Annotated in this window: 13 protein-coding genes; 11 read left to right on the top strand and 2 right to left on the bottom strand. The window is 70.3% G+C overall.

Going from position 1 to position 13,569, the window contains the following annotated elements; genetic code table 11:
- The first annotated feature begins 22 nt into the window (after window positions 1-22).
- From OG737_RS25575 to OG737_RS25610, 8 genes are all read left to right on the top strand, one after another.
- Window positions 23-1,042 (top strand): sugar ABC transporter substrate-binding protein, encoded by a 1,020-nt coding sequence (locus OG737_RS25575; protein ID WP_328928536.1) that lies wholly within the window; start codon window positions 23-25, stop codon window positions 1,040-1,042.
- Window positions 1,039-2,070 (top strand): ABC transporter permease, encoded by a 1,032-nt coding sequence (locus tag OG737_RS25580; protein WP_405922032.1) that lies wholly within the window; start codon window positions 1,039-1,041, stop codon window positions 2,068-2,070. The genes OG737_RS25575 and OG737_RS25580 overlap by 4 nt, the downstream gene beginning before the upstream one ends.
- The gene (locus OG737_RS25585; RefSeq protein ID WP_328928538.1) at window positions 2,037-2,963 is read left to right on the top strand and encodes an ATP-binding cassette domain-containing protein; all 927 of its coding nucleotides are present in this window, start codon (window positions 2,037-2,039) and stop codon (window positions 2,961-2,963) included. Before OG737_RS25580 ends, OG737_RS25585 begins: the two co-directional genes overlap by 34 nt.
- Window positions 2,960-4,129: an ROK family glucokinase gene (locus tag OG737_RS25590; protein WP_328928539.1), complete on the top strand. Its 1,170-nt coding sequence runs from the start codon at window positions 2,960-2,962 to the stop codon at window positions 4,127-4,129. Before OG737_RS25585 ends, OG737_RS25590 begins: the two co-directional genes overlap by 4 nt.
- A complete protein-coding gene (locus tag OG737_RS25595; RefSeq protein ID WP_328928540.1) occupies window positions 4,126-4,716 on the top strand; it encodes a hypothetical protein in 591 nt (196 codons plus the stop codon). Before OG737_RS25590 ends, OG737_RS25595 begins: the two co-directional genes overlap by 4 nt.
- Before the next feature lie 28 nt (window positions 4,717-4,744).
- Window positions 4,745-5,377, top strand: a complete 633-nt coding sequence (locus OG737_RS25600; protein ID WP_328928541.1) for an MBL fold metallo-hydrolase — start codon at window positions 4,745-4,747, stop codon at window positions 5,375-5,377.
- 30 nt (window positions 5,378-5,407) lie between these two features.
- Window positions 5,408-6,193 (top strand): exodeoxyribonuclease III, encoded by a 786-nt coding sequence (locus tag OG737_RS25605; RefSeq protein ID WP_328928542.1) that lies wholly within the window; start codon window positions 5,408-5,410, stop codon window positions 6,191-6,193.
- 77 nt (window positions 6,194-6,270) lie between these two features.
- Entirely contained in the window at window positions 6,271-6,711 is a 441-nt protein-coding gene (locus OG737_RS25610) for a DUF6278 family protein (RefSeq protein ID WP_328928543.1), read from the top strand.
- A gap of 214 nt (window positions 6,712-6,925) precedes the next feature.
- On the opposite strand, the gene OG737_RS25615 is transcribed toward OG737_RS25610, so the two are convergent.
- Both OG737_RS25615 and OG737_RS25620 read right to left on the bottom strand, forming a co-directional pair.
- Entirely contained in the window at window positions 6,926-8,512 is a 1,587-nt protein-coding gene (locus OG737_RS25615) for a CocE/NonD family hydrolase (protein WP_328928544.1), read from the bottom strand.
- A gap of 121 nt (window positions 8,513-8,633) precedes the next feature.
- Complete coding sequence (locus OG737_RS25620; RefSeq protein ID WP_328930473.1) at window positions 8,634-9,803, bottom strand: Ig-like domain-containing protein; 1,170 nt, start codon at window positions 9,801-9,803, stop codon at window positions 8,634-8,636.
- 252 nt (window positions 9,804-10,055) lie between these two features.
- Here OG737_RS25620 and OG737_RS25625 point away from each other — a divergent pair, with 252 nt between their 5' ends.
- The 3 genes from OG737_RS25625 to OG737_RS25635 are packed head-to-tail and all read left to right on the top strand — an operon-like array spanning window position 10,056 to window position 13,567.
- Window positions 10,056-11,165 (top strand): peptidoglycan bridge formation glycyltransferase FemA/FemB family protein, encoded by a 1,110-nt coding sequence (locus OG737_RS25625; protein WP_328930474.1) that lies wholly within the window; start codon window positions 10,056-10,058, stop codon window positions 11,163-11,165.
- Entirely contained in the window at window positions 11,162-12,850 is a 1,689-nt protein-coding gene (murJ, locus tag OG737_RS25630) for a murein biosynthesis integral membrane protein MurJ (RefSeq protein ID WP_405922033.1), read from the top strand. Before OG737_RS25625 ends, murJ begins: the two co-directional genes overlap by 4 nt.
- A gap of 33 nt (window positions 12,851-12,883) precedes the next feature.
- Window positions 12,884-13,567: a response regulator transcription factor gene (locus tag OG737_RS25635; protein ID WP_328928545.1), complete on the top strand. Its 684-nt coding sequence runs from the start codon at window positions 12,884-12,886 to the stop codon at window positions 13,565-13,567.
- Window positions 13,568-13,569: the final 2 nt, after the last annotated feature.

The raw sequence follows: 13,569 nt of genomic DNA on the forward strand, positions 1-13,569 counted from the left end.
GACGAGGGAAGGGCGCGGCGACGTGGCTAGGGTTCGGACAGGGGTACGCGTCGTGGGCGCCGTGCTCGCGGCGGTACTGGGGGCCTCGCTCGCGGGCTGCAGCAGCACCGGAGGCAAGCGCGCCGAGGACCGGGCGAAGGCCGCCGCGGCGGGCCGGCCGGCCGTGTCCACCCCGCGCTGGACCTTCGCGATGGTCACGCACGCGGGTGACGGCGACACCTTCTGGGACATCGTCCAGAAGGGCGCCAAGGAGGCCGCGGCGAAGGACAACATCAACTTCGTCTACGCCCACGACGACCAGGCGCAGCAGCAGGCGCAGTTCGTGCAGAACGCCATCGACCAGAAGGTCGACGGGATCATCGTGAGCCTCGCCAAGCCGGAAGCGCTCAAGGACGTCATCGCCAAGGCCGTCAAGGCCGGCATCCCGGTGGTCACGGTCAATTCCGGCTCCGCCCAGTCCGCCGCCTACGGGGCACTGACCCACATCGGCCAGGACGAGGAGATCGCGGGCGAGGCGGTCGGCAGCGAGCTGACCGAGCGAGGGAAGAAGAAGGCCGTCTGCGTCCTGCACGAGCAGGGCAACGTGGGCCACGAGCAGCGCTGCGCCGGGGCGAAGAGAACGTTCGGTGGGTCCGGTGGCGTCATGGAGAACCTGTACGTCGAGGGCACCAACATGCCCTCCGTCCAGGCGGCCATCCAGGCCAAGCTCCAGGCGGACCCCTCGGTCGACGCGATCGTCACGCTCGGTGCGCCCTTCGCCCCCACCGCGGTCAAGGCGAAGGACGCGGCGGGCAGCAAGGCCGAGGTGGACACCTTCGACCTCAACGAATCCGTCGCCCGCGACCTGAAGTCCGGAGCCCTCGGCTTCGCCGTCGACCAGCAGCCCTACCTCCAGGGCTACGAGGCGATCGACCTGCTCTGGCTCTACCGCTACAACGCGGACGTGCTCGGCGGTGGCCGCCCGGTGCTCACCGGGCCCCAGATCGTCACGGCCGCCGAGTCGGCCAAGCTGGAGGAGTTCATCAAGCGGGGCACCCGATGAGCGCCGCCGCCGCGGACGAACGCCTCGCGCCCACCTCCCTGGTCCGCAGGCTGCTGGGCCGCCCGGAGCTGGGCGCCGTGGTCGGCGCGGCCGCCGTCTTCGTCTTCTTCTCCTTCGCCGCCCCCAGCTTCCTGCAGGCCTCCAGCCTCAGCACCGTGCTGTACTCGGCCTCCACCATCGGGATCATGGCCGTCCCGGTGGCCCTGCTGATGATCGGCGGCGAGTTCGACCTTTCCGCGGGTGTCATGGTCACGACCTCGGCGCTGGTCGCCTCGATGTTCAGCTACCAGATGACCGCCAACGTCTGGGTCGGCGTCCTGGTGTCGCTGCTGGTCACCCTGGCCATCGGCCTCTTCAACGGCGTCATGCTGACCCGTACCAAGCTGCCCAGCTTCATCATCACGCTCGGCACCTTCCTGATGCTGACCGGCCTGAACCTCGGCTTCACCAAGCTGATCAGCGGATCGGTCTCCACCAAGAGCATCGCCGACATGGAGGGCTTCAGCTCCGCGCGCGCCCTCTTCGCCTCGCAGTGGAACATCGGCTCGGTCACCCTGAAGGTCACCGTCCTGTGGTGGCTGGCCCTGGTCGCCGTCGCCACCTGGATCCTGCTGCGCACCCGCGCCGGGAACTGGATCTTCGCGGTGGGCGGCGGAGCCGACGCGGCCCGCGCGACCGGCGTCCCGGTCGTGAAGACCCGTATCGGCCTCTACATGGGCGTCGCCCTGTGCGCGTGGATCTCCGGCCAGCACATCCTCTTCTCGTTCGACGTGGTCCAGTCGGGCGAGGGCGTCGGCAACGAGTTCCTCTACATCATCGCGGCCGTCATCGGCGGCTGCCTGATGACCGGCGGCTACGGCTCCGCCATCGGCTCGGCGGTCGGCGCCTTCATCTTCGGCATGACCAGCAACGGCATCGTCTACGCCCAGTGGAACCCGGACTGGTTCAAGTTCTTCCTGGGCGCGATGCTCCTGCTCGCGACGCTGCTCAACGCATGGGTCCGCAAGCGGGCGGAGGAGAGCAAGTGACGACGAACGGCGCGACGCCCCTGGTGAAGCTGACCGAGGTCAGCAAGTACTACGGAAACATCCGCGCCCTCCAAGGGGTCTCCCTGGAGGTCGCGGCGGGCGAGATCACCTGTGTCCTCGGCGACAACGGCGCCGGAAAGTCCACCCTCATCAAGATCATCGCGGGGCTGCACCAGCACGACGCCGGCACCTTCGAGATCGAGGGGGAGGAGACCGTGCTCGCCAATCCCCGCGCGGCCCTCGACCGCGGCATCGCCACCGTCTACCAGGACCTCGCCGTCGTCCCGCTCATGCCCGTATGGCGGAACTTCTTCCTCGGGTCCGAGCCGACCAAGGGCCGCGGCCCGCTGCGCCGCCTCGACGTGGGCCACATGCGGCGGACCACCCGCGCCGAGCTGCTGCGCATGGGCATCGACCTGCGCGACGTCGACCAGCCCATCGGAACCCTGTCCGGCGGCGAGCGGCAGTGCGTGGCCATCGCCCGCGCCGTCCACTTCGGTGCGAAGGTCCTCGTGCTCGACGAGCCGACCGCCGCGCTCGGCGTCAAGCAGTCCGGCGTGGTCCTCAAGTACGTCGCCGCCGCCCGCGACGCGGGCCTCGGCGTGGTGCTGATCACCCACAACCCGCACCACGCCCACCTGGTCGGCGACCGGTTCGTGCTCCTCAAACGCGGCACCATGGCGGGCAGCCACACCCGCGACTCGATCACCCTGGACGAGCTCACCCGGCAGATGGCGGGCGGTTCCGAGCTGGACGAACTGAGCCACGAACTGGAGCGAGTGGCAGAATCGGGCCCAGGCGCCGCATCCGGCGCAGCCGATCCGGAATCCGGCTCCGCCACCGACTCCGCTTCCGGCTCCACTTCCTCCGACAAGGGCGACACGACTCGATGAGCACGTACCGGGACTTCACGCTCGCCCACCGGGGGGCGGCGCGAGGCACCGTCCTGCGGACCATCGGGACCCGTGAGCGCCGGTCTCACCTGACCGCCCCGCGGGTCCCGACCGTCGGCATCGACATCGGCGGCACCAAGGTCATGGCCGGCGTCGTCGACGCCGACGGCGTCATCCTGGAGAAGATCCGCGCCGAGACGCCGGACAAGTCCAAGAGCCCCAAGGTCGTCGAGGACACCATCGTCGAGCTGGTCCTGGACCTCTCCGACCGGCACGACGTGCACGCGGTGGGCATCGGGGCGGCCGGCTGGGTCGACGCCGACCGCTCCCGCGTCCTCTTCGCGCCCCACCTGGCCTGGCGCGACGAGCCGCTGCGCGACGCCCTCCAGTCCCGGCTCGCGGTGCCGGTCATGGTCGACAACGATGCCAACACCGCGGCGTGGGCGGAATGGCGCTTCGGCGCCGGGCGCGGCGAGGACCACCTCGTCATGATCACCCTCGGCACCGGCATCGGCGGGGCCATCCTCGAAGGCGGCCAGGTCAAGCGCGGCCGGTACGGGGTCGCCGGCGAGTTCGGCCACATGCAGGTCGTCCCCGGCGGCCACCGCTGCCCCTGCGGCAACCGCGGCTGCTGGGAGCAGTACAGCTCCGGCAACGCCCTGGTGCGCGAGGCCCGCGAGCTCGCCGCGGCCGACTCCCCGGTCGCGTACAACATCATCGCCAGGGTCGGCGGCAACGTCCACGAGATCACCGGGCCGCTGATCACCGAGCTGGCCCGCGAGGGCGACGCCATGTGCGTCGAGCTGCTCCAGGACATCGGCCAGTGGCTCGGCGTCGGCATCGCCAACCTCGCCGCCGCCCTCGACCCGTCCTGCTTCGTCATCGGCGGCGGCGTCAGCGCCGCCGACGACCTGCTGATCGGCCCCGCCCGGGACGCCTTCCGCCGCCACCTCACCGGTCGTGGCTACCGCCCCGAGGCCCGGATCGCCAAGGCCGAGCTCGGCCCCGAGGCAGGTATGGTCGGAGCGGCCGACCTCGCCAGGCTCGTCGCCCGCCGCTTCCGCCGCGCCACACGCCGCCGGGTCGAACGCTACGAGCGCTACGCGCAGCTGGGCCGGCGCGATGCCACCGGCCCCACGGACTCCAAGGACCAGAACGAGCAGTGACCCCGCCCACCCTGCCCCACCAGGCGTCCGCCCCCGACGAGGGCGGTGCCCCGCCGCCAGCCGCCGAAGACCGCGGGCACGTCGTCAAGCGCCGCTGGATCACCGCGATCATCATCCTGCTGCTGATCGGCGTACCCGCCGGTTACCTCGGGGTCTCCACCCAGCAGAGCCGCGAGAGCGGCCGCGACAAGGCCGCCCGGATCGGCGCGTCCAAGGTGCGTCCCGGCTGGCCCTCGAAGGTGCAGCGCAGCATCTACGAGGTCCCGATCCCGCCCAAGGCCTGGCGGGTCGGGTTCCTGGAGACAAACAACTGGCGCACGAGCCGGCTGTTCACGCAGATGGCGGTCACCCCCGCCGACCTGGACGCCTTCCTGGCCGACCTCGGCACCAGCCGGGACGCGCTGACCCCCGGGGTCTCGATCTCCCCGCACGACACCGAGGTCGCGGGCTGGAACTGGAACCCGGAGGGCACCTGGGACGGGATCACGCTGGAGCAGCCGGACCCGCGCCCCACCCGGGACGTCACCGTCGACCTCACGGACCCCGAGCACCCCAAGGTCTACGTGGTGTCCACGACGACCCCGTAGCGGTGGGGACAGCCCTTAGCCTGGGATCATGAAGCTCACCAAGCGGCTGCATTCCTGCGTGCAGCTGGAGAAGGACGGGCGCACGCTCGTCATCGACCCGGGCGCCTTCAGCGAACCGGACGCGGGCCTGGGGGCGGACGCCCTGCTGGTCACGCACGAGCACCCCGACCACTTCGAGGAGGGCCGGCTGCGGGCCGCCCTCGACGCCAATCCGGCGGCGGGCCTGTGGACCCTGCGCAGTGTGGCGCAGAGGCTGGCCCCCGCCTACCCGGGCCGGGTGCACACGGTCGGGCACGGAGACACCTTCACCGCCGCCGGCTTCGAGGTCCAGGTGCACGGCGAGCTGCACGCCGTGATCCACCCGGACATCCCGCGGGTCACCAACGTCGGCTACCTCGTGGAGGGTTCGCTGTTCCACCCCGGGGACGCGCTGACCGTGCCCGACGCGGCGGTGGAGACGCTGATGCTTCCCGTGCACGCCCCCTGGAACAAGGTCTCCGAGGTGATCGACTACCTCCGTGAGGTCAAGCCGCGGCGTGCCATCGACATCCACGACGCGTACCTGTCCGACATCGCCCGGCCGATCTACGACATGGCCCTGGACAGCCTGGGCGGCACGGACCACGGCCGGCTCACCGCCGGGGAAGCCGCCGACCTGTGACTGTCGGTGCCGGGCGGTAGGTTGGGGCGTATGCGTATCGCCACGTTCAACGTCAACTCCGTCACCGCCCGGCTTCCGCGCCTGCTGGCCTGGCTGGAGAGCTCCGGCACCGATGTCCTGTGCATCCAGGAGACCAAGTGCTCCGCGGAGCAGTTCCCGCACGCCGAGCTGCGCGAGCTGGGCTACGAGTCGGCGGTCAACGCCACCGGCCGGTGGAACGGCGTCGCCCTGCTCTCCAAGGTCGGCCTGGACGACGTGGTCCTGGGGCTGCCCGGCGGGCCCGACTACGAAGGGGTCCAGGAGCCCCGCGCGATCTCCGCCACCTGCGGCGGCGTGCGCGTCTGGTCGGTGTACGTGCCCAACGGCCGGGAGGTCGAGCACGACCACTACGGCTACAAGCTGGACTGGTTCCGCTCCCTGACCACGGCCGTCGCCGAGGACGCGGCGGGCCCCCGCCCCTTCGCGGTGCTCGGCGACTTCAACGTGGCCCCGACCGACGAGGACGTCTACGACCCGGCCGTCTTCGAGGGCCTCACCCACGTCACCCCCGCCGAGCGCGCCGCTCTGGAGGCGCTGCGGGCCGCCGGTCTCTCCGACGTGCTGCCGCGTCCCCTCAAGTACGACCGCCCCTACACGTACTGGGACTACCGCCAGCTCGCCTTCCCCAAGAACAGGGGCATGCGAATCGACCTGGTGTACGGGAACCAGCCCTTCGCCAAGGCCGTCACCGACGCCTACGTCGACCGCGAGGAACGCAAGGGCAAGGGCGCGTCCGACCACGCGCCGGTCGTCGTGGACCTGGATCTCGACCGGTAGCCGCGGTCCGGATCCGGGCCGGCGGATCCAGGCGCGCCCTGTGGTCAGGGGCGGATCCTGGTGCGACGCTGGTCAGTATGAACATCCCTTTCCTGGACAACTGGCTGAACCGGCGCGAAACGGAACGGGGTGCGGGTCTCGCCCTCGCCTTCGCCGGTGATCCCGAGGGTGTGGCCGCGTTGTTCTCGGAGTGCGAGATGCTGCGCGACCAGGCGAGGGCGGCCGGACTCGAACTCGACGAGAGCCGGGCCTCGTTGGAGGAACTCGACCAGCTGATGCCCCGCTGGCGGCGGGATCCGGAGGCCGTGCCGTGGCTCGGCAACGACGCAGGCTTCTACCTCGGGACCGTGATCATCCGCACCATCCCCGGAGCCGGCTGGCAGGTGTGGCCCAACGGCCAGCCGGTGATCCGGCTGGCCTCGGGCCGCGAGCTGAACGTGATCGAGTCGGGGGTGTCCTGGGCGATGACCGGATCCCCCGAGCTCAGCCAGGCGTACGCGGAGGCCTCCGAGGGGTGACCGGCCGGGATGTTTATGTCGCCTTTAGGCGTGTCGAGGGGAAGCGCCCTTCCCGGGCTGGATAGTTTGCCTGGACTCGACACACCGACAAGTGGGCAGGGCAGCGCATGGTCGTCGATCCGTTGATCGAGCTGGGGGACGTCACGATCCTCAGGCACTGAGGGGGTCCCGCCGATCCCTCACGAGGGCCACCCCGCTCGGCAGCAGCCGCGGATCACTGCTCGCGCAGCGGCACCGACACGTAACTGGGATCGGTGTGCGGCGAGGAGAAGGTCAGCTGTGCGCCGGTGGGGTTGTGCTCGATGTAGAGCGGGTCGACCGTGTCGATGACAAGGGCGAGCCGGTGGCCCGCGGGCACGTCGTAGGCGGTGGAGAACAGCTCCAGATCCGCGCCGAAGGCCTGCCCGGGAGTGCGCCCGTGGAACGTGTAGGGGGCGTTGCTGACCAGCTTGCCGATGCCGAGCGGGCCGACGTCGTACAGGTACGCGACGAAGGTGCCGTCGCCCTTGGTGGGAGTGACCGTGGTGTGGACCTTGACCGTGCCGCGGACCCGGCGCGCCTCGCCGTAGCGCCCGGACTGCCAGACCGCGGCGAAGGCGCGGGGGAGCAGCGGGATGGAGGCCCTCGGGGGCGCCTGGGCCAGCTGGTCGAGGATGCTGGAGAGGAAGAGGATCCCGCCGTTGGCCCCGGAGTCGACATTGGCGAAGAGGTGCTCGCTGTCGGAGAGCATGAGCTTCTCGGTGCCGCCCGCGCCGACCGACCTCCAGTCGGCGTAGCCCTCGTACGCGTCGTTGCTGCGGGACTTGATCTGCACCGGGGCCTCGGTGTCGACGCCGTTGCGCTCGCCCTTGAGATAGCGGTCGAACCAGCGGTGGGCGTTGGTCCAGGTGTCGTTGGGCAGGCCCAGCAGGCCGGTGGCCTCGGCGGTGGCGTGGTCGCCCGGGCGGAACTCCAGGCGCTTGGGGCCGGTCAGCTTCTCGTAGAACTCCGCGTACTGGTTGGGCGGGAAGATGGTGTCACCCCAGGCGTTGCCGAGCATGACCGCGGCGCCGTTGGCGTTGATCCGGTCCACCTGCTCGGCGGCCGACCGCTTCTTGCCCCACTCGATCATCTGCTGCTCCCGGTCCAGCCGGGAGCCGAGGAAGTCGCCGAGGATCGACCGGAGTTCGGGGCCGGGGCGGCCGGTGAGGAAGCCGGCGGCGCCGAGCATCCCGGCGGCCTGGCGGTGCTGGGTGCGGCCGGAGTAGATGGACTCGATGATGTCGGCCCAGCCGCTCATCGCGACCACCGCCTTGACGCGCGGGTCGTGCGCCGAGGCCAGCAGGCTGATGCCCGCGCCGTACGAGACCCCGCCGAGGCCGATGCGGTCCGCGTCGGCGGGGGAGTTGGCCAGGGCCCAGTCGATGACGGCCGAGACGTCGGCGATGTCCGGCGGGCCGGCCACCTCGATCTGGCCGCCGGAGAGCCAGAAGCCGCGGGAGGTGTAGCTGACCACCACGTAGCCGGAGTCGGCGAGTTGCTTGGCCTGGGCGATGTATTCGATCTGCGGCAGGCCCCAGCTGCTGGGGAGCACGATCAGCGGGTACTTCCGGCCCGCCTCGGCGCCGCCGGGGGTGAAGACGTTGCCCTTGAGGGTGATGCCCCCGGAGCCGGGGATGTCATGGAAAGTCGGTTCCGATGAGGCGCCGTCGGCGGCTGCCGCGGAGGGAGCGGAAGCCGCCTGGGCCTGGTGGGGGGCCAGGCCCAGGGCGGCTGCCACCAGCACGGCCGCCACGGCTGCGACGGTGGTGGTGCGTTTCATCAATCGCTCCTCGCGGACGCCGGGTTGTCAGAGTGACCCGACGGTAACGGGAGCGGATTACCGTAGGTAACCCGTGAGTAAGTTACACGCTGGTAACGATTGATACGTGTCAGTGGAGAGGTCAGCCGTTCTGCGGGGCGCCGTTCAGGGCGCTCTTCGCCTTCCACGCGTCCCAGGACAGGTTCCACTCGCCGTAGCCGTTGCCGATCTCCGCCTGGCCCTTCGAGCCGTCACCGACCACCTCGAAGGAGTCGCCGACCTGGGACTGCTCGAAGAACTCCTTGGCGTCGGCGTCGCTCATCCCCACGCAGCCGGAACTGCTGTTGGCCCGGCCGAAGTTGCCGGTGTTCCACGGGGCGGCGTGCGCGTACATGCCGGACCATGTGAGCCGCATCGAGTAATCGACCATCTTGTCGTAGGCGTTGTCCAGGCCCACCGTCTGGGAGTCCATCCGGATGGTGCCCTCCTTGGTCATGATCACCATCTTTCCGGACCAGGAGGCCTTCTTGCCGCCCGGAGTGCCGGCCGAGATCGGGATCGTCCTCAGGGCCTGGCCGTCCTGGGTCACCGACATCTTCTTGGTGTCGAGGCTGACCTGGATCCGGCGGTCCTTGCCGATCTTGAACTCGGTGTTGTAGTCCCGGGCGAAAAGACCGCCGCCCTTGCCGGAGTCCACGCCGTTCAGGTTCATCTCGACCTTCACGTCCGTGCCGGACTTCCAGTAGTCCTTGGGCCGCCAGTCGACACGGTCCTTGCCGTCGTGGTCCTTGATCCAGCCCCAGGAACCCTCGGTGTTGTCCGAGCTGGTGACCTTGAGCTGCTTCTCCACCGCGGCCTTGTTCGTCACCGGGTTGTCGAAGACGAGCGACACGGGCATCGCCACGCCCACCGTGCTGCCCTTGGTGATGTTGATCGAGACCTTGTTCACCTTGTCGGCGGCGCCGGTCTTGAACTGCGTGGTGGCGCTCTGGCTCTGGGTGTTCTGCGCCTCGACCTTGTACTCCGCCCCGGGCGGGGCGTTGCGCTCCGAGGTCCAGGTCCTGCCGTCGTCGGCTATCTTCCCCGGCAGCTCCGCGCCCTTGGCGTCGGTCACCTTGACCTGGGCCAGCTTGCCCTCGGCGACGGTCACCGTCACCGGCTCGCCCGCCTTCACCTGATCGCCCGCGAGATTCACCGAGACCGCCATGTCCGTCTTCGGCTTCAGCTCGGCCTTGCCGTCCTTGCCGGCCTGGTCACCGCCCCCGCCCGAGCAGGCTGTCAGTGCGGCGGTCAGAAGTGCGGTGCCCGCCATGGCGGTGCGGCGTATGCGGCTCAACGAAAACCCCTCCATCAATGACCGTTCGCAAATCTAGATGCGAACAGGACGACTCTAGGTTCCCCGATTCGGATAACAGACCGTCCTTTCCGTTGTGACGTGGACCGCAGCGAAACGGTCATCGTCCGGTCACAATCGCCGCGCGCTTCGGTCATGGAGGGCTGTGAGAGTCAGTGCATGCTTGCGACCACCCCACAGCAACACCAGCAGTGGCAGCAGGAACTGACGATGCGCCCTCTGTCCCTACCGGAATACCAGGGCTTCCTTTCGAGGCACCGGCAGGCGAGTTTCCTCCAGTACCCCTCCTGGGCCCAGGTGAAGGACCTTTGGCGCTCCGAAAGGGTCGGATGGCACTACCCCGACGGTGAGATAGCGGGCGTGGGACTCGTCCTCTACCGCCAATTCCCCGGCACCCGCAAATACTTCGCCTACCTCCCCGAGGGTCCCGTCGCCGACTGGTCCGATCCGCACATCGACCGCTGGCTGACCCCGCTGACGCGCCACCTGAGGGCGGCCGGCGCCTTCGCGGTCCGGATCGGCCCCACCCCCGCCTACCGGCGCTGGGACGCGGCCACCGCCAAGTCCGCCGCCGGGCCCGGCCGGCAGATTTCTGACGTCCTGGCCACCGAGGTGGACCCGATCGGTGCCGCCCTCGCCGACCGGCTGCGCACTCGCGGCTGGAAGCGCTGCGGCGGCGAGGACGACGGCGACGCCCAGCCCCGCCACGTCTTCCGGGTGCCGCTGGCGGGCCGCACCCTCGACGACCTGTGGTCGGGCCTGAACCAGGAGTGGCGGCGCAATGTGCGCAAGGCCACGAAGGCGGGTGTGGAGACGGTCGTCGGCACCACCGCCGACCTGCCCGAGTTCTACCGGCTGCTGCGCATCACCGAGGAGCGCGACGGCTTCCGGCTGGGCCGCTCCCTGTCGTACTACGAGCAGCAGTACGAGGCCCTCAACGCCGAGGAGCCCGGCCGGATGCGGCTCTACCTGGGCATCCACCAGGGCGAGATCCTCGCCGCCCACACGATGATCGTCGCCGGGAACCGGGTCTGGTACCAGACCGGTGCCTCCGCCGACCACCGCCGCGACGTCCGGCCCAGCAACGCCCTGCAGTGGCGCATGATCTGCGACGCCCATGCCCTCGGTGCCGACGAGTACGACATGCGCGGGGTACCCTCCACCCTCGACCCCGACGAACGTTCCTTCGGGCTGCTGCGCTGGAAGCTCGGCACCGGCGGACAGGTCGTCGAGACGCTCGGCGAGTGGGAGACCCCGATGGACGGATACACCAACATGGCGCTCTACAAGGCGTTCCAGGCCTACCTCGCCCGCCGGTGACCGCCACCGACACCAGGCCGGCCGCAGCGGGCGCCGGTGGCGCCGACGGCGATCACGCGGCACCGAAGAAGACCTCGGTGCTGCGCAGCGGCGCGCTCATGGCGGTCGGATCGATCGTCTCCCGCGCCACCGGCTTCATCCGCTCCGCCGTCGTCGTCGCGGCGCTGGGCACCGGACTGCTCGGCGACAGCTACGCCGTCGCCAACACCGTCCCGAACATCATCTACATGCTCCTCGTCGGCGGCGCGCTCAACGCCGTCTTCGTCCCCGAGCTCATACGCGCCGCCAAGGAGCACGAGGACGGCGGGGCCGCGTACACCGACCGGCTGCTGACCGTCTGCACCGCGGCACTCGCCCTGCTCGCCGCCGTCGCGGTCCTCGCCACCCCGCTCATCGTCGGCGTGTACACCCCCTACAGCGGGGCGCAGCAGAGCACCACCATCGCCCTGGCCCGGTTCTGCCTCCCGCAGATCCTCTTCTACGGCCTGTTCACCCTGCTCGGGCAGGTACTGAACGCCCGCGGCCGGTTCGGCGCGATGATGTGGACCCCGGTCCTCAACAACGTCGTGATCATCGGCGTCTTCGGGCTCTTCCTCTACGTCTCCCACGACGCGGCGGGCGGCCTCACCGCCGCCGAGACCCGGCTCCTCGGCATCGGAACCACCGCGGGCATCGTCGTCCAGGCCCTCGCCCTGATCCCCTCGCTGCGCGCCGCCCGCTTCCGCTGGCGCCCCCGCTTCGACTGGCGCGGCAGCGGTCTCACCCGCCCGCTGCGCAACGCGGGCTGGCTGGTGATGCTCGTCCTCACCAACCAGATCGCCTACTGGGTGGTGACCCGGCTCTCCACCACCACCGGAGACCTCGCCGTCAAGGCGGGCCTCACGGAGGGCGTCGGCTACACCGCCTACAGCAACGCCTACCAGCTGTGGATCGTCCCGCAGGGCATCATCACCGTCTCCCTCGTGACCGCCCTGATGCCCCGGATGAGTGAGGCCGCGGCCGACGGCGACCTCGCCGCCGTGCGCGCGGACGTCTCCTACGCGCTGCGCTCCAGCGCCGCCCTCGTCGTCCCCGCCGCCGCGGTCTTCGCCGCCCTCGCCCCCTGGGTCACGGGCAGCGTCTTCGGGTACGGGGTCACCGGTCCCGCCGACATCGAGGTCATGGCGGGCATGCTCATGGCGTTCGCGCCCGGCCTGATCGCGTTCTCCGCGCAGTACGTGCTCTCGCGCGGCTTCTACGCCCTCTCCGACACCCGCACCCCCTTCTTCCTCAACCTCACCATCGCCGCCCTGAACGCCGGGCTCTCGGGCGCCGCCTACCTCCTGCTGTCCCCGCGCTGGGCGGTCACCGGCATGGCCGCGGCCTCCTCCGTCGCCTTCACCGCGGGCGCCGCCGTCACCGCGTACACCCTCGCCCGCAGGCTCGGCCCGCGCGCGGGCACCCGTACCGAGAAGCGGGCGAGTGCCGTACGCACCCACCTGCGGATGCTGACCGCCTGCGCACCGGCGGGCGCCGCCGGGTACGCGGCCGCCCGGGCCGCCGAGCGGTTCGGGGACTTCGCCGCGGTCGGGGCGGGAACCGTATCCCTGATGGTCGTCGTCGTTCTCCTTGCCAGGCCGCTTCGCCTGACGGAGATCACCGACCAGCTGGACTCCCTGCGGCGCAAGGTCGGCCGCCAGCGGTAGGACAAGCCCCGCACCACCTTGGATACTGACCGGATGCCACGCGTACTGCTGATCGAGGACGACCCTTCCGTCCGTGAGGGGGTGGGCCTCGGCCTGCGCCGCCGCGGCCACGAGGTGAGCGCCGCCGAGACCGGTGAGGAGGGGCTCGCCCTGATGGCGAGCTTCCGCCCCGAGCTCGTCCTGCTCGACCTGATGCTGCCCAGGATGAACGGTGTTCAGGTCTGCCACCGCATCCGCGAGACCAGCGAGGTGCCGATCATCATGCTCACCGCGCGCGGCGACGACTTCGACATCGTCATCGGCCTGGAGGCCGGAGCCGACGACTACATAGTCAAACCCGCCCGCACCGAGGTCATAGAAGCCCGCATCAAGGCCGTGCTGCGCAGGCTCAGCGACCCCGTGGGCGCCCGCCCCGAGGTCGCGGTCCACGGCGAACTCGCCATCGACCGCGCCGGGCTGACCGTCGCCAAGAACGGTGATCGCGTCGCCCTCGCCCCCAGCGAGATCAAGCTCCTGCTGCACCTGTCGGCCTCGCCCGAGCAGGTCTTCTCCCGCCAGCAGCTCCTCGAGTACGTCTGGGATCACAGCTACCACGCCGACGCCCGGCTCGTGGACGCCTGCGTCCGCCGGCTGCGCCACAAGATAGAGGACCCCGACAAGAGCCCCCGCTACATCCAGACCGTGCGTGGCTTCGGCTACCGCTTCGGTCCCCTGTAGGA

Source organism: Streptomyces sp. NBC_00122, assembly GCF_045160845.1.
GTDB lineage: Bacteria > Actinomycetota > Actinomycetes > Streptomycetales > Streptomycetaceae > Streptomyces.